At 61.3% G+C, this 24655-nt stretch carries 22 protein-coding genes and 1 pseudogene; 9 read left to right on the top strand and 14 right to left on the bottom strand.

Going from position 1 to position 24655, the window contains the following annotated elements:
* Positions 1-388 precede the first annotated feature (388 nt).
* The 4 genes from EV130_RS14240 to EV130_RS14225 all read right to left on the bottom strand — a co-directional run bounded on the left by EV130_RS14240 (position 389) and on the right by EV130_RS14225 (position 6822).
* Complete coding sequence (locus tag EV130_RS14240; RefSeq protein ID WP_132550434.1) at positions 389-1054, bottom strand: YiaD family glycine zipper/OmpA-like lipoprotein; 666 nt, start codon at positions 1052-1054, stop codon at positions 389-391.
* A 197-nt stretch (positions 1055-1251) separates the two neighbouring features.
* Positions 1252-2250, bottom strand: a complete 999-nt coding sequence (locus EV130_RS14235; protein WP_074061721.1) for a flagellin N-terminal helical domain-containing protein — start codon at positions 2248-2250, stop codon at positions 1252-1254.
* A gap of 238 nt (positions 2251-2488) precedes the next feature.
* The gene (locus tag EV130_RS14230; RefSeq protein WP_132660602.1) at positions 2489-5647 is read right to left on the bottom strand and encodes an efflux RND transporter permease subunit; all 3159 of its coding nucleotides are present in this window, start codon (positions 5645-5647) and stop codon (positions 2489-2491) included.
* Positions 5644-6822: an efflux RND transporter periplasmic adaptor subunit gene (locus EV130_RS14225; RefSeq protein WP_074061723.1), complete on the bottom strand. Its 1179-nt coding sequence runs from the start codon at positions 6820-6822 to the stop codon at positions 5644-5646. The genes EV130_RS14230 and EV130_RS14225 overlap by 4 nt, the downstream gene beginning before the upstream one ends.
* Before the next feature lie 350 nt (positions 6823-7172).
* Here EV130_RS14225 and EV130_RS33345 point away from each other — a divergent pair, with 350 nt between their 5' ends.
* A complete protein-coding gene (locus EV130_RS33345; RefSeq protein ID WP_245520057.1) occupies positions 7173-9764 on the top strand; it encodes an ATP-dependent helicase in 2592 nt (863 codons plus the stop codon).
* Between the two features lie 117 nt (positions 9765-9881).
* Here the strand turns inward: EV130_RS33345 and EV130_RS14210 are convergent, their stop codons facing one another.
* Positions 9882-10229, bottom strand: a complete 348-nt coding sequence (locus EV130_RS14210) for a hypothetical protein (protein ID WP_132550440.1) — start codon at positions 10227-10229, stop codon at positions 9882-9884.
* A gap of 75 nt (positions 10230-10304) precedes the next feature.
* Positions 10305-10706 (bottom strand): DUF488 domain-containing protein, encoded by a 402-nt coding sequence (locus EV130_RS14205; RefSeq protein ID WP_132660600.1) that lies wholly within the window; start codon positions 10704-10706, stop codon positions 10305-10307.
* Between the two features lie 37 nt (positions 10707-10743).
* Between EV130_RS14205 and EV130_RS14200 the strand changes: the two genes are divergently transcribed.
* Together EV130_RS14200 and pncA are read left to right on the top strand one after the other, a co-directional pair.
* Entirely contained in the window at positions 10744-10944 is a 201-nt protein-coding gene (locus tag EV130_RS14200; RefSeq protein ID WP_165918525.1) for a siderophore-interacting protein, read from the top strand.
* A 216-nt stretch (positions 10945-11160) separates the two neighbouring features.
* The gene (pncA, locus tag EV130_RS14195) at positions 11161-11787 is read left to right on the top strand and encodes a bifunctional nicotinamidase/pyrazinamidase (RefSeq protein WP_132550446.1); all 627 of its coding nucleotides are present in this window, start codon (positions 11161-11163) and stop codon (positions 11785-11787) included.
* A gap of 3 nt (positions 11788-11790) precedes the next feature.
* Here the strand turns inward: pncA and EV130_RS14190 are convergent, their stop codons facing one another.
* Positions 11791-12039: a DUF2164 domain-containing protein gene (locus EV130_RS14190; protein ID WP_074063227.1), complete on the bottom strand. Its 249-nt coding sequence runs from the start codon at positions 12037-12039 to the stop codon at positions 11791-11793.
* Between the two features lie 129 nt (positions 12040-12168).
* Here EV130_RS14190 and EV130_RS14185 point away from each other — a divergent pair, with 129 nt between their 5' ends.
* Both EV130_RS14185 and EV130_RS14180 read left to right on the top strand, forming a co-directional pair.
* The gene (locus EV130_RS14185; RefSeq protein WP_074061726.1) at positions 12169-12888 is read left to right on the top strand and encodes an AzlC family ABC transporter permease; all 720 of its coding nucleotides are present in this window, start codon (positions 12169-12171) and stop codon (positions 12886-12888) included.
* 1 nt (position 12889) lies between these two features.
* On the top strand, positions 12890-13198 hold the full coding sequence (locus EV130_RS14180; RefSeq protein WP_074061727.1) for an AzlD family protein: 309 nt from the start codon (positions 12890-12892) through the stop codon (positions 13196-13198).
* A 21-nt stretch (positions 13199-13219) separates the two neighbouring features.
* Here EV130_RS14180 and EV130_RS14175 read toward each other — a convergent pair whose 3' ends face one another.
* A complete protein-coding gene (locus tag EV130_RS14175; protein ID WP_074063228.1) occupies positions 13220-15055 on the bottom strand; it encodes an aminopeptidase P family protein in 1836 nt (611 codons plus the stop codon).
* A gap of 278 nt (positions 15056-15333) precedes the next feature.
* Here EV130_RS14175 and EV130_RS32560 point away from each other — a divergent pair, with 278 nt between their 5' ends.
* Complete coding sequence (locus tag EV130_RS32560) at positions 15334-15507, top strand: hypothetical protein (RefSeq protein ID WP_165918524.1); 174 nt, start codon at positions 15334-15336, stop codon at positions 15505-15507.
* A 155-nt stretch (positions 15508-15662) separates the two neighbouring features.
* Here EV130_RS32560 and EV130_RS14170 read toward each other — a convergent pair whose 3' ends face one another.
* Together EV130_RS14170 and EV130_RS14160 are read right to left on the bottom strand one after the other, a co-directional pair.
* Positions 15663-16538, bottom strand: a complete 876-nt coding sequence (locus tag EV130_RS14170; RefSeq protein WP_074061728.1) for a 50S ribosomal protein L11 methyltransferase — start codon at positions 16536-16538, stop codon at positions 15663-15665.
* A 231-nt stretch (positions 16539-16769) separates the two neighbouring features.
* Positions 16770-17375, bottom strand: a complete 606-nt coding sequence (locus tag EV130_RS14160; RefSeq protein WP_074061729.1) for an SCO family protein — start codon at positions 17373-17375, stop codon at positions 16770-16772.
* 157 nt (positions 17376-17532) lie between these two features.
* Here EV130_RS14160 and EV130_RS33340 point away from each other — a divergent pair.
* Positions 17533-17808, top strand: a pseudogene (locus tag EV130_RS33340) (methyl-accepting chemotaxis protein); the annotation flags it as partial.
* Between the two features lie 7 nt (positions 17809-17815).
* Positions 17816-18283, top strand: a complete 468-nt coding sequence (locus EV130_RS14150; protein WP_022714385.1) for a chemotaxis protein CheW — start codon at positions 17816-17818, stop codon at positions 18281-18283.
* A 54-nt stretch (positions 18284-18337) separates the two neighbouring features.
* Here the strand turns inward: EV130_RS14150 and EV130_RS14145 are convergent, their stop codons facing one another.
* Together EV130_RS14145 and EV130_RS14140 are read right to left on the bottom strand one after the other, a co-directional pair.
* Positions 18338-18832, bottom strand: coding sequence for a CreA family protein (locus EV130_RS14145; protein ID WP_074061730.1), 495 nt, complete (start codon positions 18830-18832; stop codon positions 18338-18340).
* A gap of 64 nt (positions 18833-18896) precedes the next feature.
* Positions 18897-19487 carry a 3'-5' exonuclease gene (locus tag EV130_RS14140; RefSeq protein ID WP_132550452.1) on the bottom strand — a complete coding sequence of 197 codons (591 nt, stop codon included), beginning with the start codon at positions 19485-19487 and terminating at the stop codon, positions 18897-18899.
* A gap of 264 nt (positions 19488-19751) precedes the next feature.
* On the opposite strand from EV130_RS14140, the gene EV130_RS14135 reads away from it, so the two are divergent.
* Positions 19752-20300 carry a GNAT family N-acetyltransferase gene (locus EV130_RS14135; RefSeq protein ID WP_420493351.1) on the top strand — a complete coding sequence of 183 codons (549 nt, stop codon included), beginning with the start codon at positions 19752-19754 and terminating at the stop codon, positions 20298-20300.
* Between the two features lie 283 nt (positions 20301-20583).
* Here EV130_RS14135 and ligA read toward each other — a convergent pair whose 3' ends face one another.
* Both ligA and recN read right to left on the bottom strand, forming a co-directional pair.
* Positions 20584-22740, bottom strand: a complete 2157-nt coding sequence (gene ligA, locus EV130_RS14130; RefSeq protein ID WP_074061732.1) for an NAD-dependent DNA ligase LigA — start codon at positions 22738-22740, stop codon at positions 20584-20586.
* 235 nt (positions 22741-22975) lie between these two features.
* Positions 22976-24649, bottom strand: coding sequence for a DNA repair protein RecN (recN, locus tag EV130_RS14125; protein WP_132660596.1), 1674 nt, complete (start codon positions 24647-24649; stop codon positions 22976-22978).
* Between the last annotated feature and the right edge of the window lie 6 nt (positions 24650-24655).

Below are 24655 nucleotides of genomic sequence, written 5' to 3'. Positions count from 1 at the left end.
GCAGGCAGATGGCTGCGGAAAGGAACGACACGTCAAGCAAAGCAGACCGCATCAGGTTTGCTCCTTGCAGGTCCCCTCGCCTGAAGTAGGGCTTGGCAAGGTCGGAAGATGTGCTGTGAATGGCTCGGAAAATCTCGCGCGTTAGTCGACCTTTCGGCTCGGATCCTATGGCATGGTGTGGCAGTCTTCGTGCTGACCACGGACGGAAGGATGATCCTGGCGGCGAGACAATCAGCGGAGAGACTTGACGATCAAGAGCCCATGCACAAGCACATCTGTCTAGAGAGGCAGCTGGCAGGTCTCCCAGGGCGCGGCACGCGCCATGCCCGGCGCACAAATGAAAAACGGCCGGGGATGATCCGGCCGTTCCTGATAAAAATGGCGTAGCTCAGCTCTGCGTGATCGGCGCAATCTGAATCTCGACACGGCGGTTCTGGGCGCGGCCAGCTTCCGTCGCGTTCGACGCGACCGGTTGCGACGGGCCAAAGCCGACGGCAGAGACGCGACGCTGGTCGATGCCCTGTGCGCCGAGGTAATCGGCAACCGAAAGGGCACGGCGCTGCGACAGATCCTGGTTATGCTGCAGGCTGCCGGTGGAATCCGTATGGCCGTTGACATCGATCAATGTGCGATTGAACTTCCTGAGCACGATCGCTACCGAATTCAGCGTGGAATAGAAGCCCGGTTTTACGGCGTCCTGGTCGATGTCGAAAGTGATGTTCGACGGCATGTTCAGGATAATGTTGTCGCCGTTTCGCGTTACCGAAATACCAGTGCCCTGGAGCTGGGCACGGAGTTCGGCTTCCTGCTGGTCCATATAGTTGCCAATTGCGCCGCCTGCGAGCGCGCCGAGGCCCGCGCCGATCAGCGCCGCATTGCGCGGCCCGTGCCCGCGTCCGCCAAGGGCGGCGCCGGCAAGCGCTCCGCCGACAGCTCCGAGCATCGCCCCCCCTGCGGTTTTCGACATTTTCTGCTCGCCCGTATAGGGGTCGGTCGTGGTGCAGGCGGTCAGGTAGCTGGCGGCGATCGCCAGAAGTACGAATTTCTTGATCATGGACAGAAAGCTCTCCGTTCGAAGCTGGCCCGAGCAAATATTATGGAATGCGGCAACAAGATGAACGCGTCCCCTCCGATAAAACAAAATCGGTGGAATGGACACGTGCCGCTTGCACAAATCCCGAGTCTATCGCCAATTTGCCACAGCGGTCTCACCGGCTCGAGAATGTGCGAGACAAGCGGGCAAGCAGGTGGTTAGAAGTTCTGGAAGAGCTGCCTTACGGTGTCGTAGCTCGCGTTGGCGATCGAGAGCGCCTGCAGACCAAGCTGCCGCTGCGTCTGCAGTGCCGTGAGCTTGCTCGATTCCTCTTCCATATCGGCATCGACGAGACGTCCGATACCTGAGCTGTACGCGTCGGAAAGCGTTCTGGCGAACTCGTTCTGCAGCTCAATGCGTTTTTCAAGCGCACCAAAAGCCGAGCCCACGGTGGTCATCTGCCTGAGAATGCCGTCTACTACGCTTATCATCTCGTCGACCTGATCTTTTGTCGTCGAGGACAAAAGTCCGATCTCCACTTGTCCGGCGGTATTGCCCGCCTTGCTCAAGATCAAGACGTAATTCTGCGAAGCGCCCATTTCCGCCGCGAAATAGGATGATGTCAGTGCGCCGTATTCGCCGCTGCCGCCGGAACGGTCGTCGACGAGGTAGCGGGCATCCTTCGATGTGGTGACGCCCGTCGAGGGCAGGTCGATATGATAGGTCAGCGTGCCGACGGTGACGGTGCCGTCGGCATTGCGGATATAGGATGCCGGAATCTGCTTCGGCTCGGTGGGATTGTCTTCATCGGTCAGGACGACCCAGTTGTCGCTGTTGAAGGCCGCCGCTTCGGCGACGGAGCGCAACTGAGCCTTCAGCTGCGTCAGCTCGTCATTGATCTTTTCCTTGTCGATGCCCTGTTCGGTCGCAGCGACAAGTTTCGCCTTGATTTCGGAAACCACGTCAACGGCGCTGGCAACGCCCGTATAGGCCGTGCCCATTGTGGCGGCCGCCATGCCCAGCGCATCCTGAATGGCAGCATGCGCCTTATTGTCGGAGCGGGCCGTCGTCGCCACCGACCAGTAGGCGGCGTTGTCGCGGGCCTGTTCGACGCGAAAACCGGACGAGACGCGGTTCTGCGTCCGCGTCAGGCTGTGGTTGATATCACGAAGCGTATGCAGCGCCGCATCGACAGACGTGCGTTGAAAAATACTCACGGGACAGGAACTCCGAACACAACAACATGCTACTTACAAACAGCGAACCGTGTCCGCGAAACGTCATGTTCGGGCGCTGAAGCCAGCGGGTGGGCAAACCTCCGAAAGACTGGAGAAATCTGCTCGGTTACAGGTAGATCATTGCGTTTTATGCTTAAGAAATATCTAACGTTCAGAACAAATTCACTTTGTTTTGCAACCGTTCATTGAACGCCGCGATCGGCGGGCGAAGTGAAATCTATTCCGCAGCCTGCAGATGCTTGGGATCGGGCACCGGTTTCGGCCGTGCCGCAATCGCCATCTCCTCGTGCAAGCGCGCTTCCTCATGCGCATGCGGCTTGGCAAAGCGGGCGACCAGCAGGTAGGCGACGGGCGTAATTAGGAGCGTGACAAGCGTTGCAAAACCCAGTCCGCCGACGATTACCCAGCCGAGCGCGATGCGCGCTTCCGCGCCTGCGCCATGCGCAAAGACGAGCGGAACGCCGCCCAGGATGGTGGCGATCATCGTCATCATGACCGGGCGCAGCCGCAGCGAACAAGCGCGTTCGATGGCCTCACGCACTTCGACACCGCGATCGCGGAGCTGATTGGCGAACTCGACGATCAAGATGCCGTTTTTCGCCATGACGCCGACGAGCAGCACCAGGCCGATCTGGCTGTATATGTTGAGGCTCGATCCGGTGATAATGAGCGCAAAGACGGCGCAGGCAAGCCCAAGGGGCACGGTCGACATGATGATCAGCGAGGACAGCACGCTTTCGAACTGCGCCGCCAATACCAGGAAGATGATCACGATCGCAAAGCCGAAGGTGAGTGCCATGCCGCTGGAGTTCTCTTCCAGGGTTGCTGCTTCGGCAAGCGGAATAAGACGCGCCCCTGGCGGCAAAATCGTCTCGGCGAGCTCCGTCACCTGCTTGACGGCATCGCCGAGCGACATGCCTTCCTTGAGGCCAGCCGTAATCGCGACGGAGGCGAGTTGAGCTTCACGGTTCAGCTGCGGCGCAACCGCGCCTTCCTTTAGCGATGCGATGACCGACATCGGTACGATCTTGCCCTCGCCGGTCTTCAGGAAGACGTTTTCAAGATCCGTTGGATCATCGATCGGCCGCATGGTCGAAGTAAGCAGAACCGGATAGGCATCGCCATTGACGAAGACGTCGACGACGGAACGCCCCTCGAGGAGCGACTGCATCGCCGTCGAAAGCCCGGTGATATCGATGCCGAGATCGGAAGCCCGCTCCCGGTCGATGGTGACGGAGACCTGCGCCTGCGTCGGTTCGTTGGTGAGGCGCGGCGTATCGTACTGCCCGGTCGCATCCAGCGCCTGCACCAGCTTGACGGCGGCAGCCGTCAGCCGGTCGTAGTCATTGCCGACGAGCGCCATCTGCAGGCCGCTGCCGGCGCCACGAATGCGCAGGCTGTTCGATGATATCGCATTGCCGCGAAGTGCGGGCACGCGCGATGCCGCACGGTTGACATCCTGGACGATATCCGCCTGCGTGCGGTCGCGCTCGCCCCAGGGCGCCAGCGTCAGCACCATGAAGCCGCTATTGGCCGAGCCGCCTTGCCCGGAGATCGAAAAGACGTTCCTGATGTCGCCGCTATCGACCAGCGGCTGCAGGTATTCTTCGACGAGCTGCAGCTTGTCGCGCGTATATTCGAGGCTTGATCCCTGCGGCGCGGTGAGCCGCATCATCACCATGGCGCGGTCCTCGTTCGGCGTAAGCTCGCTCTTGACCGTCGAAAAGGCGACAAGCGCCGCACCAGCAAAGAAAACCGACGCGACAATGACCACCAAGGGCGCATTGAGGCAACGCTGGAGAGTCCACTGATAGACACGTGCAAACGCCGCGCCGAAGTGGCCGAGCGCGCCATGATCCTCCAGCATTGGCTTCGTCAGCATGCGCGAGGCGAGCATCGGACAAAGCGTCAGCGCGACGATCGACGAGAGACCGACCGAGAAGGCCAGCACGAAGCCGAACTCCCGGAAGAGACCGCCCACCTGTCCCGGCAGGAATGACAGCGGAATGAAGACGGCGGCAAGTGTTGCTGTGGTCGCGATGACCGCGAAGAAGACCTCGCGCGTGCCAAGGACGGCGGCCGCCCGCGGCCCCATGCCTTCGGCGCGCCGCCGCACGATGTTCTCGAGCACCACGATCGCATCATCGACGACGAGACCCGTCGCCAGAACGATGGCGAGCAGCGTCAGGATATTGATCGAAAAGCCCACGAGATAGATCGCAGCCAGCGTGCCGATCAATGCGACAGGCATGCTGACCGCGGGGATCAAGGTTGCCCGCCAGTCGCGCAGGAAGAGGTAGATGACGCCGGTGACGATGACGCCGGCAAGGATCAGCGCCAGCACGACCTCGTGGATCGCTCCCTGGATGAACACCGCGTCATCGCTGGTGACGGCGATCTTCGTGCCTTCCGGCAGCGTCTTCGAAAGCTGCTCGACCACCGTCTTGATGCCGCTCGAAATATTGAGCGTATTGGATTGGGCCTGCCGGATGACGCCGAGGCCGATGCCGCGATTGCCATTCGAGCGCAGCGCCGTATCTCCGTCACGCGGCCCGAGCGTTACCGTCGCGACGTCTCCGAGACGCACGCGGTCCTGCAGGATGACATTTGAAAAATCCTCCGGCTTCTGCAGGCTCGCCGTGGCGCGCACCACGATGTCCTGTGTCGTGCTCTTCAGCGATCCGGCAGGAACGTCGAGGGCGGAGTTGTCGAGTGCCTCCGTCAGATCGCCGACCGTCAGCCCGCGGCTTGCGAGGGCGCCCTGATCGACATCGACGCGGAATATCTTTTCCTGGTCGCCATATTGCTCGACATCGGCAACGCCGTCGACGGAGGCTAGCCGGTCGACGATCTCGTTTTCGACGAGGAGCGTCAGGTCATCCATGTTGAGCTTGGTCGAGGTGACCGCAAGACGCATGATCGGCTGTGAATCCGCATCCGCCTTGACGATCTGCGGGGCGTCGGCGTCGTCTGGAAGCTGCTCCATGATGCGCCCGATCGCATCACGCACGTCGTTTGCAGCAACGGCGAGATCGACGGCATCGGAGAACTCCAGCGTCACTCGGCTTTGGCCGAACTGCGATTGCGAGGAGATCGATTTCAGCCCGCTGACGCGCGCCACTGCGCCTTCGATGACCTTGGTCAGCTCTTGATCGACCGTCTGCGGTGCAGCGCCGTCGAACATGGTGCGCACGGTCACGACCGGCCGGTCGACATCGGGCAGTTCGCGCACTTCGACCCCGGCATAGGCAGCAAGACCCGCAACCACCATCAGCGTATTGAAGACCAGCGCCAGGATCGGGCGGCGCACGAAGAGTGCCGTGAAGGTTTGCTTGCCGGATGCTCTTTCGGGAAGATCGGTGACGGTCACGTTCATTGTGTCGCGACCCCGTTTTTCGAGGCCATTTCATTGCCGAAGCGCACCGGCCCACCCTCGCGGACGCGCTGCAGGCCCTGCGTCACGATGGCGTCGCCATCCTTGATGCCGGCCTTCACGAGCACGAAATCCGGATTGCGTTGCACGATGCTGACACGCACCTTGTTCGACTTGCCGTCGACCACCCGCCAGACGAAAGAGCCCTGCGAATCCCACTGGACGGAAAGCGGATCAACGGCCGGATATTTGTCGCCTGCGAATTTCATGCTGACATTGAAGGACATGCCGGCGCGAAGCACGTCGGCGCGGTTGTCGATCTTGGCGCGGATGCGCAGTGTCCGGCTCGCCGCATCGATGCGGTTGTCGACTGCCTGGACCTCTCCGGTGAACGCCTGTCCCGGCCGCGCGACGGTGGTTACCTCAACCGGCTGGCCGACGGAAACCGTATTGGCAAAGCGCTCCGGCACCCAGTAGTCGACCAGGATTTCCGAGCGGTCGTCGAGCGTCACGATCGGCGTGCTGGTGGTCACGTTGTCGCCGATGTTGACCGGGACGATGCCGACGATGCCGTCGATCGGCGCCACGATATTGCGCCGGGTGAGATTGAGCTCGGCGGCCTGCAGCTGCAGCCGCGCCCCCTGCTCGGCGATCTCGGCATCGAATACGTCCATGCGCGCAACGCTGGACTTGATGTTGTGATAGAGATTGGATTTCTCGATCGCGCTCTTCAGCGCCACTTCGGCCTGCCCCTTGGCGATCACCTGCTCCTCGCTGTCGAGCTTGGCAAGCACCTGACCCTGCTTGACCTTGTCGCCGGACTTGATGAGGATCTCACGGATCGTGCCCATTGCCTGCGGCGTCACCGCCACGGAGCGGATCGCGTCGCCTGTGCCGATCGCGTTCAGCCGGTCGTTGACAACGCCCTGCACGACGGCCTGCGTCACGACCAGAACGGCGCTGTTGCGCCCGCCGCCGTTGCGTCCGCCCTGGCTGCCCTCGCCCTGACCCGACGCATCGCCCCCGGGCTTCACGGGGGGAGCCACCCTGGCGACAAGGTTTTGCGGGACGCCGGCATTTCTCAATACATCGGCGGCACCCGGCACAAGAAAAATCCATCCGGCAAAGCCGGCCGCAATAACGATAAGAGAAAGAACAAACTGCTTCCAAAAGGCCATACACGTCTCCGAAGGGGCCGAGGGTCAGACCCGGGACGATCCCAAGAGCGCTTTAGACATATTCCCCACTGACTGCGGCAATATCGCCCCTTTACAAGCGGCCATCAAGCGCACGTGCCGGTCATTACAGAATTGTAATCTCCATCCTCACGAAAACAGGTCACTTTTGCTTGAGCGGAAGCGTATTTCCGGCTCGCGACTGACAATCGCTACTTTAGGGACTGGACAAGCATCTGCCGCCGCCCTGAATGCGCCGGCGCGCCAGCGGTCGGCCTTCCTCCTGGAGGGGTTGGAATGAACCAAGAACATCTTTTCTGGCCTTTCCATCCCGAATCACTACATTACGCGCCATGAGCAATAGTTTCGACGATATCCCCTTCTTCGACGAAGAACCGGGCGAGGCCCCGCGCAAGCCGCAGGCGCCTACGCCTGCAGCCGGAGGGATCGCCGCCCGTGCCATGGCTGCCCGCGACGGCGCCAAGCGACCGGATTACCTCGCGGGCCTGAACCCCGAACAGACGGAAGCCGTCGAAACGCTGGAAGGTCCGGTCCTCGTGCTGGCGGGCGCCGGCACCGGCAAGACCCGCGTGCTGACGACCCGCATCGCGCACATCTTAAGCACCGGCCGCGCCTTCCCCTCGCAGATCCTCGCCGTCACCTTCACCAACAAGGCGGCGCGCGAAATGAAGGAGCGCATCGCGCTGCTCGTCGGCGGCGCCGTCGAAGGCATGCCCTGGCTCGGCACCTTCCACTCGATCGGTGTCAAGCTCCTTCGCCGCCACGCCGAGCTCGTCAACCTGCGGTCCGATTTCACCATCCTCGATACCGACGACGTCGTGCGCCTCATCAAGCAACTGATCCAGGCCGAGGGCCTCGACGACAAGCGCTGGCCGGCCAAGCAATTCGCCGGCATGATCGATACGTGGAAAAACAAGGGGCTCGGTCCCGCCGACATCCCCGAAGGCGACGCCCGCGCCTTTGCCAACGGCAAGGGCCGCGAACTCTACTTCGCCTATCAGGCGCGACTGATGAGCTTGAACGCCTGTGATTTCGGCGACCTGCTCATGCATCCCATTGCCATTTTCCGCAAGAACCCGGACCTGCTCAAGGAATACCACCAGCGCTTCCGCTATATCCTCGTCGACGAATATCAGGATACCAACACCGCGCAGTACATGTGGCTGCGGCTGTTGGCACAGCGGCCGGGCCGCAAGTCGACCTCGCCCCTGGTAGGGGGGATGCCCGGCAGGGCAGAGGGAGATATCGCGTCGGACACCGGCTCGAGAACATCCGCCTTTGTCGCCTCCCCCGACATCTCCTCGAAAAGGGAAGAGATCGCGGAAACCACCATCAACATCTGCTGCGTCGGCGACGACGACCAGTCGATCTACGGCTGGCGCGGCGCCGAAGTGGACAATATCCTGCGCTTCGAGAAAGATTTCCCGGGCGCCAAGGTCATCAAGCTGGAGCGCAACTACCGCTCGACCGAACACATCCTCGGCGCCGCCGCGCATCTAATCGCGCACAACGAAGGCCGCCTGGGCAAGACGCTGTTTACCGACCGCGTCGACCCGGAAGACGTCAAGGTGCAGGTGCATGCTTCCTGGGACAGCGAAGAGGAAGCCCGCGCCATCGGCGAGGAGATTGAGGCCCTGCAGCGCAAGCAGCACGACCTCAACGACATGGCGATCCTGGTGCGGGCCTCCTTCCAGATGCGCGAATTCGAAGACCGCTTCGTGACGCTCGGGCTCAACTACCGCGTAATCGGCGGCCCGCGCTTTTACGAGCGCCTCGAAATCCGCGATGCCATGGCTTATTTCCGCCTCGTCGCGCAGCCCGCCGACGACCTCGCCTTCGAGCGCATCATCAACACCCCGAAGCGTGGCCTCGGTGAGACGACCGTGCGCGCGCTGCACGACTATGCCCGTGCCCGTGATATCCCGATGCTCGCAGCAGCGGCCGACATCATCGAAACAGACGAGCTGAAACCGAAGGCGCGCAAAGCGCTTTTCGACGTGGTGCACAGCTTCAGGAATTGGCAGCAAAGGCTTGAAACGACTCCGCATACCGAACTTGCCGAGCAGATCATCGAAGAGTCCGGCTACACCGACATGTGGAAGGCCGACAAGACGGCGGAGGCGCCCGGCCGGCTGGAAAACCTCAAGGAACTGATCCGCTCGATGGAAAGCTTCGAGTCGTTGCGTGGCTTCCTGGAGCACGTCGCACTGGTCATGGATGCCGAGCAGAACGAAAACCTCGACGCCGTTTCGATCATGACGCTGCACTCGGCCAAGGGGTTGGAGTTCGACACCGTCTTTTTGCCGGGCTGGGAAGAGGGCCTCTTCCCGCATCAGCGCTCGCTCGACGAAAGCGGCCGCGCCGGCCTTGAGGAGGAGCGCCGCCTCGCCTATGTCGGCATCACCCGCGCCAAGCGCCGCTGCCACATCTGGTTCGTCTCCAACCGCCGCATCCACGGTCTCTGGCAATCGACCATCCCCTCCCGCTTCCTCGACGAACTGCCGGAAACCCATGTGGAAGTCGCCGAAGTCGAGCAGAGCTACGGCGGTTACGGCCGCGGCGGCTACGGCCAATCGCGCTTCGACAAGGCCGACCCCTTCGCCAATTCCTATTCCACCCCCGGGTGGAAACGCGCCCAAGCCAACAGGACCGATGCCACCCGCGACAACTGGGGCACGCGCTCGGGCCACGCCGTCGAACGTATCGGCTACGGCGAAAGCGGCCCCAAGGGTCGCATGATCGACGGCGAACTCGTCGCCAAATCCACCTCCACCGAACCATCCCGCTTCCAGATGGGCGACCGCGTCTTCCACCTGAAATTCGGCAATGGGAATATTACCGGGATCGAGGGCAACAAACTGACGATCGATTTTGATCGGGCCGGGCAAAAGCGGGTGTTGGATGGGTTTGTGGAACGGGTTTGACTAGCCGTCCGGCAGCGCGGCACGAGACGTCCCTTCCAGATCCGGCCCTGATTTCACGGCCGGCTTTTTCGCGGCTCGGGTTCGTCGCGCACAGCTTTGATCTTATTTTATGCGGCATCAACCCAAAATCGGCATCTTGCCCATCCCCAAAATATCGTTGACGAGCGCAATCGTGATGCCGATGGCGACGATGCTCAACCCGATCAGGAAGAGCCGCCGCGCCCGGTCGTACTTGGCGGCAATCAGCGAATCGCGCGCCAAAAGATCGGCGAAGACCTTCACCTGCAGGGCGATGCCGACGCTCAAGAGCAGCATCGGCAGGATATCGATGCTGCTCCAGTCATTCGGGTTGGAGACCCAGCGGCTGATGAAGCTCAGCGAAAAGCCGAGAATGATGCCCGCAGCCGTCAGCGAGCCGTTGCGGAAGGTGGCGTCGATTTTCTCCTCTGGCCCTGGCTCGGTCATTGCTTGCTCCCGGCTGCTCTTCTTGGCCAAGGAAGGCAGAAAAAACCGGAATCGGCAAGTCAGCCTATCCGACGCCTAGGCGAGGGCCTGCGCCCCGAGCTGCGCGCCACGCTCGGCAAGAAGCCCGCGCAGCAGGCTGCGGTGGCAGCGGCTTTCATTTTCGCAGTAGCAGCCGACGGCGAAGTTGGCGGTGTGCGAGAGTGCGGCCAGCGTGTCGAGGACCCGACTGGTGTCAGGTGCGTTCATTTCCTTGCGATAGGCGCGGGAGAAGGCCTGCCACTCGGCTTCGGTCTGCGCTGCCTTCGCCATGGCCACCAGCTCCCGGCTCGGCGCCAGCATCGGCAGCCAAACGTCGTAATAGTCGCGGCTCGCAAACTCCTCCTTCGCCACGCCGCGCGGCGGGCGGCGCACAGTGCCGATGCGAAGGCCCTCGTCCTTGCTCCGTGGCGAGCCCAGTTGCACGATGCTGATTGCCATTGTGATCTCCTCGCCTTGCCGGACGATATCTAGCGCGATGCCCCTGTTCTCGCCAGCGGGCATGCCGGATCTTGACGATTTCGTCAGCCTCGGCCATGACGACCACGTCAGGATTCTCGTGCCGCGTCCCGGCGAAGAACCGGTCTTTTTGGACATGAGTCCGCAAGGCAGGATCGATCCTGCCAACAAGCCTGCGCTGCCCGATTATACGCCCCGGCGGTTCGACGGTGACGCGTGAGCTCGATTTCGACGAAGCGCGGCCAAGCCGGCTTTCACGAAACGCAAGGACGATTGGATCGCCGCCCGGCTGCTGGAACAGGCGCGGCAGGCCGTCGCACTTGGCGCATGCATGTTTCTCCAAAAAAAGCTTGCGCTTGACCACCTGCAAATCCACTAGTTGATAGCGGCATATCCGCTTGGCATGCTGCGCGCCGCAAACGTATGGGGTCGCCTGATGAGAGCGTTATTGCTGGTCGATATTCAGAATGGTTTTTGCCCGGGCGGCAATCTTCCGGTGCCGGAAGGCGATCAGGTCGTGCCGGTTGCAAACAAGCTGATCGACAGCGGCATGTACGATCTGGTCGTCGCCTCGCAGGACTGGCATCCACCCGGCCACGGAAGCTTTGCCTCCTCCCATCCGGGCAAGAAGCCTTTCGAAATGGGCGTGCTTTCCGGGAAGCCGCAGATGATGTGGCCGGATCACTGCGTAAAGAACACCCTCGACGCCGAACTGCATCCGGCGCTGAAATCCGAAGAGATCGATCTCATCCAGCAGAAGGGCGAAAATCCGCTGGTGGACAGCTATTCCGCCTTCCGCGACAACGACCAGGATGCCTCGACCGGTCTTTCCGATTTCCTCCTAGACCAGGGCGTGACAGAGCTCGACGTCTGCGGCCTGGCGACCGACTATTGTGTCAAATTCTCGGCGCTCGATGCGCTGGAGATGATGCCCGGTATCAAGGTTCGCTTTGTCGAAGATGCAAGCCGCGGCATCACGCCGGAAGGCGTGGCTGCCGCAATCGAGGACATGCGCGCACGTGGCATCGAGATCATCGACAGCCAAAAGGCGCTCGCCGGCTGAGGCTCAGTCCCGCGCTCCCTGCTCCAGCCCGTAGATATCGTCCGCAAGGTCGTCGGCACGCTTCAAGAACGCCGTATGTGCATGTTGCAGGCCTTGCCTGTAATAGGCGGCGCCGATCTCCTTGGCGAAGAAGTCGAGGACCAGTTCCGACCTGAGCAGCCCGACAGGATGATCCAGTTCCTTTTCGAAGAAGTGCTGGATACGCGCAATCAGCGCCGCCTTATCTTCTCTGGAAAAATCTATCGGCTTCATCGTCTTGTCTCCTGCCATTGTCTGAGGTTCACCGTTCAGCGAAATCGATCGGTCGATCAAGGAAATTCGATTGCGGCAGAGGCGATGGACACATAGAGCAGGTTCGTTTTTGAATGAGGACACGTGCCTATGAGTCGCGCGGATTTCGTCGAGGGTTTGCGGGGCGGCTTCACCGTCGCCGTGGCGTCCGCGCCTTTCGCAGCGCTATTCGGCGCGCTTGCCGTTGATAACGGCATGTCGCTTTCCGAGCTGATGCTGATGAGCGCCACCGTCTATGCGGGTGCCAGCCAGATGGTCGGCATCGAGCTTTTCGGAAACAACGTCCAGGCCTGGCTTATCGTCGCCTCCATTCTCGCCGTCAACTTTCGCCATGTTCTCTATTCGGCGGCAATCGCGCGCTACGTACGCCATTTCACGCCGCTGCAGAAGTTCTTCACCTTCTTCCTGCTCGTTGACCCGCAATTCGCCGAGATGGTGAAGCGCGGCGAGGAGGGCAAGCCGGTCACCTTCATCTGGTACTTCGGCTTCGGCATTATCATCTACGTGCCCTGGGTTCTGGTCAGCCTTCTCGGCGGGCTGCTCGGCGGCTTCATCGGGGATCCGAAGGCGCTTGGCCTTGATATCCTGCTACCCGCTTATTTCCTTGGTATCGTCCTCGGCTTCCGCAACCGCTCCAACTTCCTGCCGGTCGCCCTCGTCAGCGCCGTCGCCTCTGCGATCGCCTACCACTATGTCGGGTCACCCTGGCATGTCAGCCTGGGCGCTGCGGCCGGCATCACCTTGGCTGCGCTGCTGCCATTGCCTGGCGCGCTCAAACCCGAACCAGAAAACGAACCGCACGAGGTCTGACATGGAATTCGATCTGCAGATGGTCCTTGTGATCCTCGCATCGGCTGTTGCGACCTATGCAACACGTATTGGCGGCTATGTGCTCATCACCACCATGAAACGAATCCCACCGCGCATGGAGGCAGCCCTCAACGCCGTCCCTGCGGCAGTGCTGACGACCATCGTCGCACCGGCCTTCTTCGACGGCGGTTGGGATTCCAAGCTGTCGCTTGTCGTCGCCCTCATCGTCGGTCTCAAGGTGTCGCACACCTGGATGCTCGTCGCGGCCTGGCTTGTCGTCATGGGCTGGCGCCGCACGGTCGGATTCTAGGGCCGCGCGACGCGCCAAACCTCAGTATTCCAGCGGCAGCGTCGCATTCTCCAGCCACGACTTGACGTCCTGGTCGTGGATCAGCGGCATCAGCGCGTCGCGGGTGCGGGCATGATAGTCGTTGAACCAGTGCAGCTCGTCATGCGTCAGCAGTTCGGGAATAACGATCGTGCGGTCGATCGGGCAGAAGGTCAGCGTCTCGAAGCCCAACATCGGCATGTCGCCGCCATCGATGTCCTCCGCCTCGCGCACATAGATCAGGTTTTCGATGCGGATGCCGAAGCTGCCCGGCCGGTAATAACCCGGCTCGTTGGAAAGGATCATGCCCGGCAGCAGCTCCTGCGTGGAAAGCCTCGATATGCGCTGCGGTCCCTCGTGCACGGAAAGATACGAGCCGACGCCATGGCCGGTGCCGTGCCCGAAATCGACGCCCGCCCGCCAGAGCGCAATGCGCGCCAGCGGATCGAGATCGCAGCCCCGAGTGCCTTTCGGAAAGCGCGCCGTGCTGATCTGGATCATGCCTTTCAGCACCAGTGTGAAAAAGCGCTTCTGCTCATCCGAGACCGCGCCGATGCCGACGGTGCGGGTGATGTCGGTAGTGCCATTGATGTATTGGGCGCCGGAATCGATCAGGAAAAGCTCCCCGGCATTGATTGTCCGGTCTGTATCGACCGTCACGCGGTAGTGCATGATCGCGGCATGCTCGCCGGCGCCGGAAATCGTGTCGAATGAAATATCCTTGAGCGGGTTCTGCATGTTTTGGCCGACGCTGGCGCGCACGGCCTCCAGCTTCTCGGCCGCGGCAATCTCCGTCACCGTGCCCGGCCTTTCCTGCGACAGCCAGTAGAGGAACTCGACCATCGCCGCACCGTCCTGCAGGTGGGCCGCCGCCGAGCCGTTGAGTTCGACGCTGTTCTTCACCGCCCGCGGCAGCTTGGCAGGATCGTTACCCTCCACCACTTCGCCGCCCGACTTGCGGATGATGTCGGCAAGCGCATGGGAGGCGATGTCCGGATCGATCATAACCCGGCCGCCATCCTTCGACACGGCAGCAAGGCGCTCGTCAAGCGAAGACGGCGGCAGCTGCACGCATATCTGCGCCAGGTAAGCTTCCGGCTCGATGCTCGTCTTGCGCTTATCAAGGAACAGCTCAGCCTTGCCGTCGGCATGGATGATCGCACGGGCAAGAGGATGCGGCGTATGCGGAACGTCGGCACCGCGTATGTTGAAGATCCACGCAATCGAAGACGGATCGGCAATGAGCACGGCTGCCGCATTCTTCTTGGCAAGATCGGCAGCGATCGTCGCGATCTTGTCCTTTGCCAGCACGCCGGCCTGGACGACATTGTGGATGACCACGGCGCCGAGCGGTTCGGCCGGCCGGTCCGTCCAGAGCCTGTCGAGCGGATTGTGCGGCAGGATCACCAGCGTGCCGCCGATCTCGGAAAGCGCCTTTTCAAGACGCCGCACGTCGGCGCCGGAATGCAGCCACGGATCGATGCCAAGACGCATTCCCTGCTTGCCGTTCTTGGGAATCCAGACATGCGGCGGCTCGTTGACGAGGTCGCCGCCGGTAAAGACGGAACCATCAACCTGCTCGGCAAGCTGCGTGACGTAGCGGCCGTCGACGAAAATGATCGCCTGGCTATGGGTGATGAGCGCAATTCCCGCAGACCCGGTAAAGCCGGTCAGCCAGGCCAGGCGCTCGGCGCATGCCGGCACATATTCGCCGTTGTACTCGTCAGCACGCGGCACGAGAAAGGCGTCGATGCCGAGCTCCTCGAAACTGGCGCGCAGCCGCCCGACCCGATCGCGGCCGAATTGTGGCGTGGAAGTAACCTCAAATGACTGGAACATCCTGAAAAACCCAATACCTGTATAGACGAATCCGCCGAAAAGCGGGCAGCCCATGTTACCGGAAAATCAGGGCAAGGGGAGAAAAAGCAGCCACTCTCCCCTATCTGGGCCGCTCGATATTTGGCAGAAATGTGACAAGGAAAGCAAAACTGGCATGCTTTATGCATTTAGCGCATGGCTCCCATGAGCGAAAGCCTCTGCCTAAGGATCTGGGAATAGTTATATACGGCGCATCAAGCGGTTCGGAAATCGAGCCTGCAACGAAAGGGAAATGAAAAATGACTGCCTCTCTGTCGCGCTTCGCTTACAGCAGCCCGGTGCAGGCTGGCGAACGCCAGACAGTGCATCACGTCATCGGTGCCCGCCGCCCGCTCAATGGGGATAGCCTCAAGATGCTCGGCACGGGCCACAAGGTTACACATCACAAGGGTGTACCCAGCTACGCGTTCTGAGCTATTTGCCGCTTCGTTTCTCCTCCTCCCTCAACGGACCGGCAATCAGAACTGTAGAGCCCGCTCGAGCGCTCCTCCTCCTTCGAGCTCGCGGGCATGGCCGTTTAACGGTCGAAGGCGGTGCCAATGGCACCGCCTTCATTTTTGCCGACAGCTTACGGACGGTCCAGATGGATCGTCACCCAGCCGTTCCGCCAGATGGTGCGGACGTGGCGGAGCTTTGCACCGTTATAGGCCGAAAGCACCTTCCAGCGCTGTTCTGCGAGGATGCCGGACAGGATCACCGAGCCGCAAGGCGCCAGGTGCTGGGCCAGCTTCGGCGCCATCTTGATCAGCGGCCGTGCCAGAATATTGGCGATGATGAGGTCGAACGGCCCGTGTTCGGCAAATGCCGTCGAATGAAAACCTGGCGCAGTCTTCGCAACGATTCCCGAGGCAATGCCGTTCCGGCGTACGTTTTCGGCCGCGACACGCGTGGCGATCGGGTCGATGTCGGTTGCGAGAACCGGGATCTTCTTGAGCTTTCTCACCGCAATCGCCAGGACGCCGCTGCCCGTGCCGAGGTCCAGCGCATTGCCGACGGGGCGCGAACGCAACACGCTGTCGATTACCTCCAGGCAGCCGGAGGTCGTGCCGTGATGGCCGGTGCCGAAGGCCTGCCCAGCATCGATCTCGATGCCGATATCGCCGGGGCGGACCCTGCCGCGGTCATGCGAGCCATGCACCAGGAAGCGCCCTGCCCGAACAGGCCTCAGGCCCTCAAGGGACTTCGCCACCCAATCGATATCGGGAATGACTTCGCGCTCGACCGTCAGGTCGGGGAACGCCTTCAGCGCCTCCTCGACGCGCAGGCGAACCTCATCTTCGTCCTCCCTCATCATATAGACGGAGGCTTCCCAAATATCCTTCTTCTCATCGATCTCGGTCGTCGCAATCGCGAAGTCTTCTTCACCGAAAACTTCCGTCAGAAGATCGAGAACCTGCCCGGCCTTCTTTTCAGCCGTCGTCACAAACAGGCGAATTTCACTCACGAACTTATCCTATTTCTATTGCGCGCCGTCGATCCAGACTGGCGGCGGTCTATCATAACCGGCAACGCTGCGAAGGATTGCGTCAGCGGCCCGGGAAGATGAAAGCGAGGTCAGCGTTCGCGCGATGCCAAGCGCCCGGCTTTGCCTCGCCGGGCAAGCTCGATTGCTGCTGCAAGACCCGTCGCGCCGGCACCGGCGATCAGGATGCTGCGATGCCCGGCCCCCATGGTTTCATCCCTTGCTGATCAAATTCTCCAGCTTCTTTACCGCCGTGTCCGGATTTTCGCCATAGGCGATCGTGCCGGCGAAACGGCCCTCGGAATCAAGGAGGAAGACGGACGCCGTGTGATCCATCGTATATTCGCCATTCGGATCCTTCTCATCGACCGGCACCTTCTTGGCGTAGACGCGGAAGCCCTTGATGACGTCGGTCACCTTCTCTGGCGGACCGGATATGCCCGTGATGCGCTTCGAAACGTTCGAGACATACTGGTTCATGATTTCCGGCGTGTCTCGCTCCGGATCGACCGTAACGAAATAGGCCTGTATTTTGTCGCCAGCCGGATCGACTTTTTCCATCCAGCCATTGAGCTCGAAGAGCGTCGTCGGGCACACCTCGGGGCAATGCGTGAAGCCGAAGAAGACCGCGCTCGGCTTGCCGCGCAAGGCCTGCTCGGTGATCGGCTCGCCGCTTTGCGAAACGAGCGAGAAAGGAACGCCGTAGGGCCCATCGGCGAGCGGCATATCCCTCGTCTTCGTGATGTTCAGCGTCAGCCATCCGAGCACCGCCGCGACGATGATGACGGCCACCCAAACAGCAACACGGAAATTCTTCATGTCTGCGACCCCTGAAAGCAAGCGGACGACGCAGTCCGCAACTGCCCGCCTGATAGCTCGTCGGCGCCACGCACGCAATTCAACATCCCGTTTTCCTGCACGTGATCAATTGCCTCACCCTTCGCTTTGGCAGATGTTTTGCACAACCGCCGTTCCCGTTAAATCAATCGTAACCTCTGCGAGCGAAAAATCCATCGGAGTGAAAGACAACAATACTGCCGCCAGCCACAGACGCCGAAATTCGATCCGACTGGGTAGGCAGTTCAAGACCGGCGAGGGCATGAACGCCCGTCACCCGCCGCGAGAAGCAACCGCCGCCTCGCATCCGAGACCTTCACCTGCATGGAGCCTGATTGGCAAAGTCGCGGGCGCATTCATTGGCGGCGCCGCCGCCAAAGCCGTGGCCGCTCTGGCCGGAGACAACTGGGAAGAATCTGATCATGACAAGCGCCATCATCACACAGGCCGGTTCCCATCTCGAAATCGTTTCCTTTCATCTCGCAGAACAGGAATTCTGCATCGACATCATGGCGATCCGCGAAATCCGCGGATGGGCGCCAGTGACGCCAATGCCGCATACGCCGCCCTACGTGCTTGGCCTCATCAACCTTCGCGGTGCAGTGATCCCGGTCATCGACATGGCCTGCCGTCTCGGCATGAAGATGACGGAGCCGTCGGAACGCTCCGCCATCATCGTCACCGACATCGCCGGCAAGCTCGTCGGTCTCCTCGTCGAGCAGGTTTCCGACATGATGACCATCAAGAGCGAGGACCTGCAACCGCCGCCGGAAATCATCCCGGAAGCCCAGCGCGCCTTCTGCCGCGGTATCGTGGCATTGGAAAAGACCATGGTCTGCTTCCTCAACCTCGACACCGTCATCGCCGATGAGCTGGCGCAGGCTGCGTAATCAGCCTTCCGCTCGGAACGCGCTGGCGAAGCTGGCGAAAGGAGGACCTTTTCGCTATTGCGGCTTGGCGTTCTTCCAGGTGACGTTCTGGCCATAGAGCGGGATCGTCGAGATCGACATCTTCGCCGAGCCATCTGTCAGTTCGCGCGAATGTGCGAGATAGATCAGCGTGTCGTTGGTCTTGTCGTAGATGCGGTTGACGACCAGTTTCTTCCAGATGAGCGACATGCCCGCCTTGAACACCTCGTCGCCATCTCTGGAGAGATTGATGTCACCGATCTCGATCGGTCCCGTCTGGCGGCAGGCGATCGAATTGTTCGAAGGATCCTCGAACCAGTTGCCGTTTTTCATCCGGTCGATCACGCTGCGGTCGAAATAAGTGACGTGGCAGGTCACGCCCTTCACCTGCGGATCGGCGATGGCATCGACGATGATGTCGTTGCCGATCCAGTCGACCCCGACCTTGCCGACAACCTCGGCAGACGCCGCACCTGCGCCAAGCGCGGCAACCGAAGCGGCGGAAAGAACAAGCTTGCGCAAAGTGGACATGGCGGCTCCCTGAATAATCCGCTTCACTAGATAATTACGGTCACCGCCAAAACAAGGAAGCTGGCTATGCCTTGCGGCAGGTGCAGGGCTCGTAACCGTTTGCCGTAAGCCTGCCGGGCCGCATGCCGATTGCCGCGGGAATCGCATGCACTGCAGCGGCCTTGACAGCCCTTGCCATCTCGATCGCCGCATGCGCGCAGACGGCAGCATCCTCCGCGGCGTTGTGGTGGGAAAAGCGCAGGCCCAGATGCTCGGCAATCACGTTCAATCTGTGCGAGAGGAACTGCGGCCAGATGCGCTGCGCCATCTTGAGGCTGCAGAGATAGGTGAGTTCCGGATATGACTGGCGATAAAGGTCGAGCGAAGCGCGCCAGACGCTGAAATCGAAGGCGGCGTTGTGCGCGATCATCATCGCGCCTTGGAATTCATCATGGAACTCTTCCATGACTTCCGGAAATTCCGGCGCATCTTCCACATGCTCGGGCCTGATGCCGTGGATTGCAATATTCATCCCGGAAAAACGCATATCCTTCGGCCGGATCAGCCGCTCCTCGACACGAGTGATCCTGCCCTCCTCGATCCAGGCAAGCCCGAGCGAACACGCGCTGCCGCGCTGCTCATTGGCCGTTTCGAAATCGATGGCTATGGTCTTCAAGGCTGCTCCGCGATTCTTTCGTCAAGACATGCATATCGCGCGGCTATAGCCAGGCAAATGCCGCCGGTTGACTTTCGAGAAAGGATCAACGACTTTTTGCTGATGAACGGACCAGACATCATTCTTACTGCCGTCCATAAGACCACGACCCATGCAGGGTGCGGGGCAGCATTGGCACGTTAACAGTCCGATCAGTCCCGAAACCCTGCCGAGGCGAGCAGGGTTCGAAGTCTGCTCTCCTCTTTCAAATTCAAGGTGAGTGTTTTGAAAGAGTTGGAAAGCAATGCAGCCGAACGTCCGCCAGCGATGGCAGGCTTGATCATCCGGGCGTTGCGCGCCTCTGATATCGAGGCGGTGACGGCGCTCATCAACTTGCCAGGCTTCCGCTTCGGCACCCTGCGCCTGCCGTATCAAACCGTCGACGAGACCCGAAAACGCTTCGAAAGCGCCGGCCCCGGCCAGGTCAACCTCGTTGCGGAACTGGATGGCCGGATCGTCGGTGACGCAGGCATGATGCGCTATCTGGGGCGGCGCGCCCATGCAGCCCACATCGGCATGGGAGTCCACGACGATTTCACCGGCAAGGGCATCGGCAGGGCACTGCTGGCCGAACTCATCGACATGGCTGACAACTGGCTGAACATAAAACGACTGGAATTATCGGTGTATACCGACAACGAGGCTGCGATCGCCCTCTACAGAAGATTCGGCTTCGAAGAGGAAGGCCTGCTTAAAGCCTTCGCCTTCCGCGCCGGAGGTTATGTCGACGCCTATGCGATGGCTCGAGTCCGCCTCCAGCCGAACAGCTTGTAATGCTTTTGGAGGCAATCGGCCGGGAATGCCCCTTGCGTCTTCATCTCCTGGGGTCGATCGGGGCCCGGGAAACGGGGCCCGATTCATCACCGATTTGCCTGCTTGCGGCCGGCCATGTTCGGATCGTGAATTACCCCGTCTGCAGATCGGTTCAGTAATCTCAGCATGCGCCCCGACCGGTTCGATCCGCACGCGGCCATAACTATACGCGGCATGCGCAACCAGCCGGTATTTTGTTGCCGCCGACGACGATGAAAAATCATTCCCAGACCGGGAAATGAGCTTAGCCACGGATCAGCGCCAGCCACTCGTCCTCATCCATGGTCTGGACGCCAAGCTCGCGCGCCTTGTCGAGCTTCGAGCCCGCACCCGGTCCGGCAACAACGATATCGGTCTTCTTGGAGACCGATCCGGCAACCTTTGCGCCGAGGCTCTCCGCTTTGGCCTTGGCCTCATCGCGGGTGAACTTCTCGAGCGAGCCGGTGAACACCACCGTCTTGCCCGAAACCGGGCTGCCGGAGGTGACCGGCTGCTCCGCCTCCTGCGGCGTCACTTCCGAAAGCAGGGCACGGATCACCTCGACATTGCGCGGCTCCTTGTAAAACTCCACGATCGCGCGGGCGACGATCTCTCCAATGCCTTCGATGGCGTTCAGGTCGTTCCAGGCATCGCCGGAGAGTGGTGCGGCCTCCTTCATCGCCGCGGCAAAAGCCTCATAGGTGCCGTAGGAGCGCGCCAGCAGCTTCGCCGTCGTCTCGCCGACATGGCGGATGCCCAGCGCGTAGATGAAGCGATGAAGCGCGATGCTGCGCCGTTCGTTGATCGCCGCATAGAGCTTGCCGACGCTGACCTTGCCGAAGCCTTCAATATTTTCGAGCTTCGTCAACGAATTCTGCTGGCGCCTTTCCAGCGTGAAGATATCAGGCGCCGTGCGGATCCGCAGCGCCTCCTCCTCGCTCTCGAAGAAGAAGTCGATCTGCTTCGATCCCAGGCCCTCGATATCGAAGGCGTTACGCGAGACAAAATGCTTGAGATGCTCGGTCGCCTGCGCCCGGCACACGAAGCCGCCGGTGCAGCGCGTGACAGAATCGAGCTTTCCGGTTTTCTCGTTTCTCTCGCGCACCGCATGCGAACCGCAGACCGGGCAGCGCTTTGGAAACTCGTAGGGCACTGCATCCGCGTCCCGCTTTTCCATGACGACATCGAGCACCTGCGGAATGACGTCGCCCGCCCGCTGCACGATCACAGTATCGCCGACCCGGATATCATGCTCCTCGCCGCGAATGGGCTCACCGGAATTGCCGAGACCCTTGATGTAATCCTCGTTGTGAAGCGTCGCGTTAGTCACGACCACTCCGCCGACGGTGACGGGCGTAAGTCGCGCAACAGGTGTCAATGCGCCGGTACGCCCCACCTGGATCTCGATCTTCTCGACGGTGGTGAAGGCCTGTTCTGCCGGGAATTTATGCGCCGTCGCCCAGCGGGGGCTGCGCGAGCGGAAGCCAAGGCGCTGCTGCAGTTCAAGGCTGTCGACCTTGTAGACGACGCCGTCGATATCGTAGTCGAGGTCGGGGCGCTTCAGGCCGATCTCGTCGTAATGGGCGAGGATATCGGCAACAGAATTCAGCCGCTTCATCAGCGGATTGACCGGAAAGCCCCAATCCCTGAAGAGCTGTACCATGTTGAACTGAGTGTCGGCCGGCATGTCGGACATCTCGCCCCAGGCATAGGCAAAAAATTTCAGCTTGCGGCTTGCCGTCACCTTCGCGTCGAGCTGGCGCAGCGATCCGGCTGCCGTATTGCGCGGGTTGACGTAGGTCTGCTTTCCCTCGGCCTCCATCTGCTTGTTGAGCGCCATGAAGTCGCTCTTTGCCATGTAGACTTCACCGCGCACCTCCACGACGGCCGGGACCCCCTTTGGCAGTTCGTTCGGAATCTCCTTGATGGTGCGGATATTTGCGGTGACGTTCTCGCCCGTCGTGCCGTCGCCGCGCGTTGCAGCCGTTACCAGCTTGCCGTTCTCGTAACGGATCGACATGGAGAGCCCATCGATCTTCGGTTCGGCGGTAAAGGCAATCGACTGATCCGGCAGGCGCCCGAGGAAGCGATAGACGCCGGCCACGAAATCCTGCACGTCCTCCTGCGAAAACGTATTGTCGAGCGACAGCATCGGGCGCGCATGGACGACCGGGGCAAAGGTCACCGAAGGTGCAGCGCCGACGCGGCGCGACGGGCTGTCCTCGCGGATGAGCTCGGGAAACCGCGCCTCGATCGCATCGTTTCGCCGCTTGAGCGCATCGTAATCGGCGTCCGAAATCACCGGCTGATCCTTGCCATGATAGAGTGCGTCGTGACGGGCGACCTCTTTCGCCAGCCGTGCGAGCTCGGCGGCGGCATCATCGATCGTCAGGTCTTCAACTGCAACGGACTCGGTTGGCATACGGGATCACTCCAGAAAATCTGGAATCGTTTTAGAGCAAAAATCATGGATTGAAAGAGAGGCCGATGAGGCGATCCCTCATCGGACTGCCGGCACCCTTGTCCATTCTGACAGGGAGAAGGTATATGCCCGCGCCGTTTCAAATGAACGTGCGCTTGAGTGAAGAACGTCCCTTTCCCCGTCAAGACGGACAGGGTATCAGGGTGAGATCAATACCACGGCCTAGGCTGGCGGCCTAACCATTCCCCGCCAACAGCCGGGCCGCCGCCGCCCTCGCCTCTTCGGTCACAGAGGCTCCAGCAAGCATGCGGGCGATCTCTTCCGTGCGGTCCTTATGCGCCATCGTCGCAACGCGCGTGGCAATCTTTTCAGAGCCGTCGGAAACCGGCCCCTTGGAGATGAGCAGGTGCGTTTCTGCGCGCGCGGCGACCTGCGGGGCATGGGTGACCGAGAGCACCTGCACGCGGTCGGAAAGCCGCTTCAGTCGCTGGCCTATGGCATCGGCAACGGCACCACCGACACCGGTGTCGATTTCGTCAAAGACCAGCGTCGGCGCCGAACCGCGATCGGCAAGCGCCACCTTCAGTGCAAGCAGGAAGCGTGAAAGCTCGCCCCCCGATGCCACCTTCATGATCGAGCCCGGACGGGTCCCTGGGTTCGTCTGAACGTGAAATTCGACGACATCGATGCCCTCGGCCGTTGCGGCTGTCGCATCGGTCGTCATCTCGACCATGAAGCGCGCTCGCTCCAGCTTGAGAGCCGGCAGCTCCGCCATGACGGCGGCGGCGAGCGCTTCGCCTGCGTGGTGACGCTTGTCCGAAAGAGAGCGGGCCGCGGCATGGTAATTCGCATTGGCGACACCGACTTCGGATTCGAGTTTCACCAGCTTCTCCTCGCCGGCATCGAGATCGGCAAGGTCGGCGATCATGCGCACGGCAAGCGCCGGAAGCTCGGTCACCGGCACGGAATATTTGCGCGACGCGGCACGCAGGGCAAAGAGTCGCTCCTCGACGCGCTCCAGTTCCTTCGGATCGTATTCCGTCTTTCGCAGTGCTGCCTCCACTTCCATCTGGGCATTGGACAGCTGGTCCAGAGCCGCATCGAGCAGCGCCACCGTGTCTTCCAACAGTCCGGGCGCCTCGTGGCTCTTGCGCTCCAGGCGGCGCACCAGCGACGCGATATGAGGCACCGGAGAGGCATTGCCGTTCAAAAACTCGCAGGCCTCGGCGATATCGCCTGCGATACGTTGCGCTTTCATCATCTTCTGGCGGCGCTCGGCCAGTTCCTCCTCCTCGCCATCCTGCGGCGAAAGCTTTTCCAACTCGTCGACGGAGGACCGGAGATAGTCGGCCTCGCGGGCGGCGTTCTCCACCTTTTCGCGATGCTTTTTCAGCGTTCGCTCGGCATCGCGCCACGTGCGGTAAAGCTCGGAGACCGCCGCGGCATCCTCGTTGATGCCGGCGAAGGCATCGAGCAGAAGCCGGTGCGCATGCGTATCAACAAGCGCGCGGTCATCGTGCTGGCCGTGGATTTCGACCAGCATCTGCCCGGCCTGGCGCATCAGCTGCACACTCACCGGCTGATCGTTGACATATGCCTTGGTGCGGCCGTCGGCCGATTGCTGGCGCCGGAAGATGAGATCGCCCTCGTCGTCAATCCCGTTCTCGCGCAGAAGCTGTCGGACACCGTGATCCATCGGCACGTCGAAGACGGCCGTCACCTGGCCTTTGTCCTCGCCGTGGCGCACGAGGCCGCCATCGCCACGTCCGCCAAGTGCTAGAGAAAGACTGTCGAGGAGAATGGATTTGCCGGCACCGGTTTCGCCCGTCAGAACCGAGAGCCCTGTTTCGAAGGCAAGATCCAGCCGCTCGATCAGAACGATATCGCGGATCGAAAGCTGGATCAGCATTGCGTG

The sequence above is a fragment of the Rhizobium azibense genome (assembly GCF_004342325.1).
GTDB lineage: Bacteria > Pseudomonadota > Alphaproteobacteria > Rhizobiales > Rhizobiaceae > Rhizobium > Rhizobium etli_B.
The sequence above is the reverse complement of the archived record's forward strand: the minus strand, read 5'-3'. Positions and strand labels throughout refer to the sequence as shown.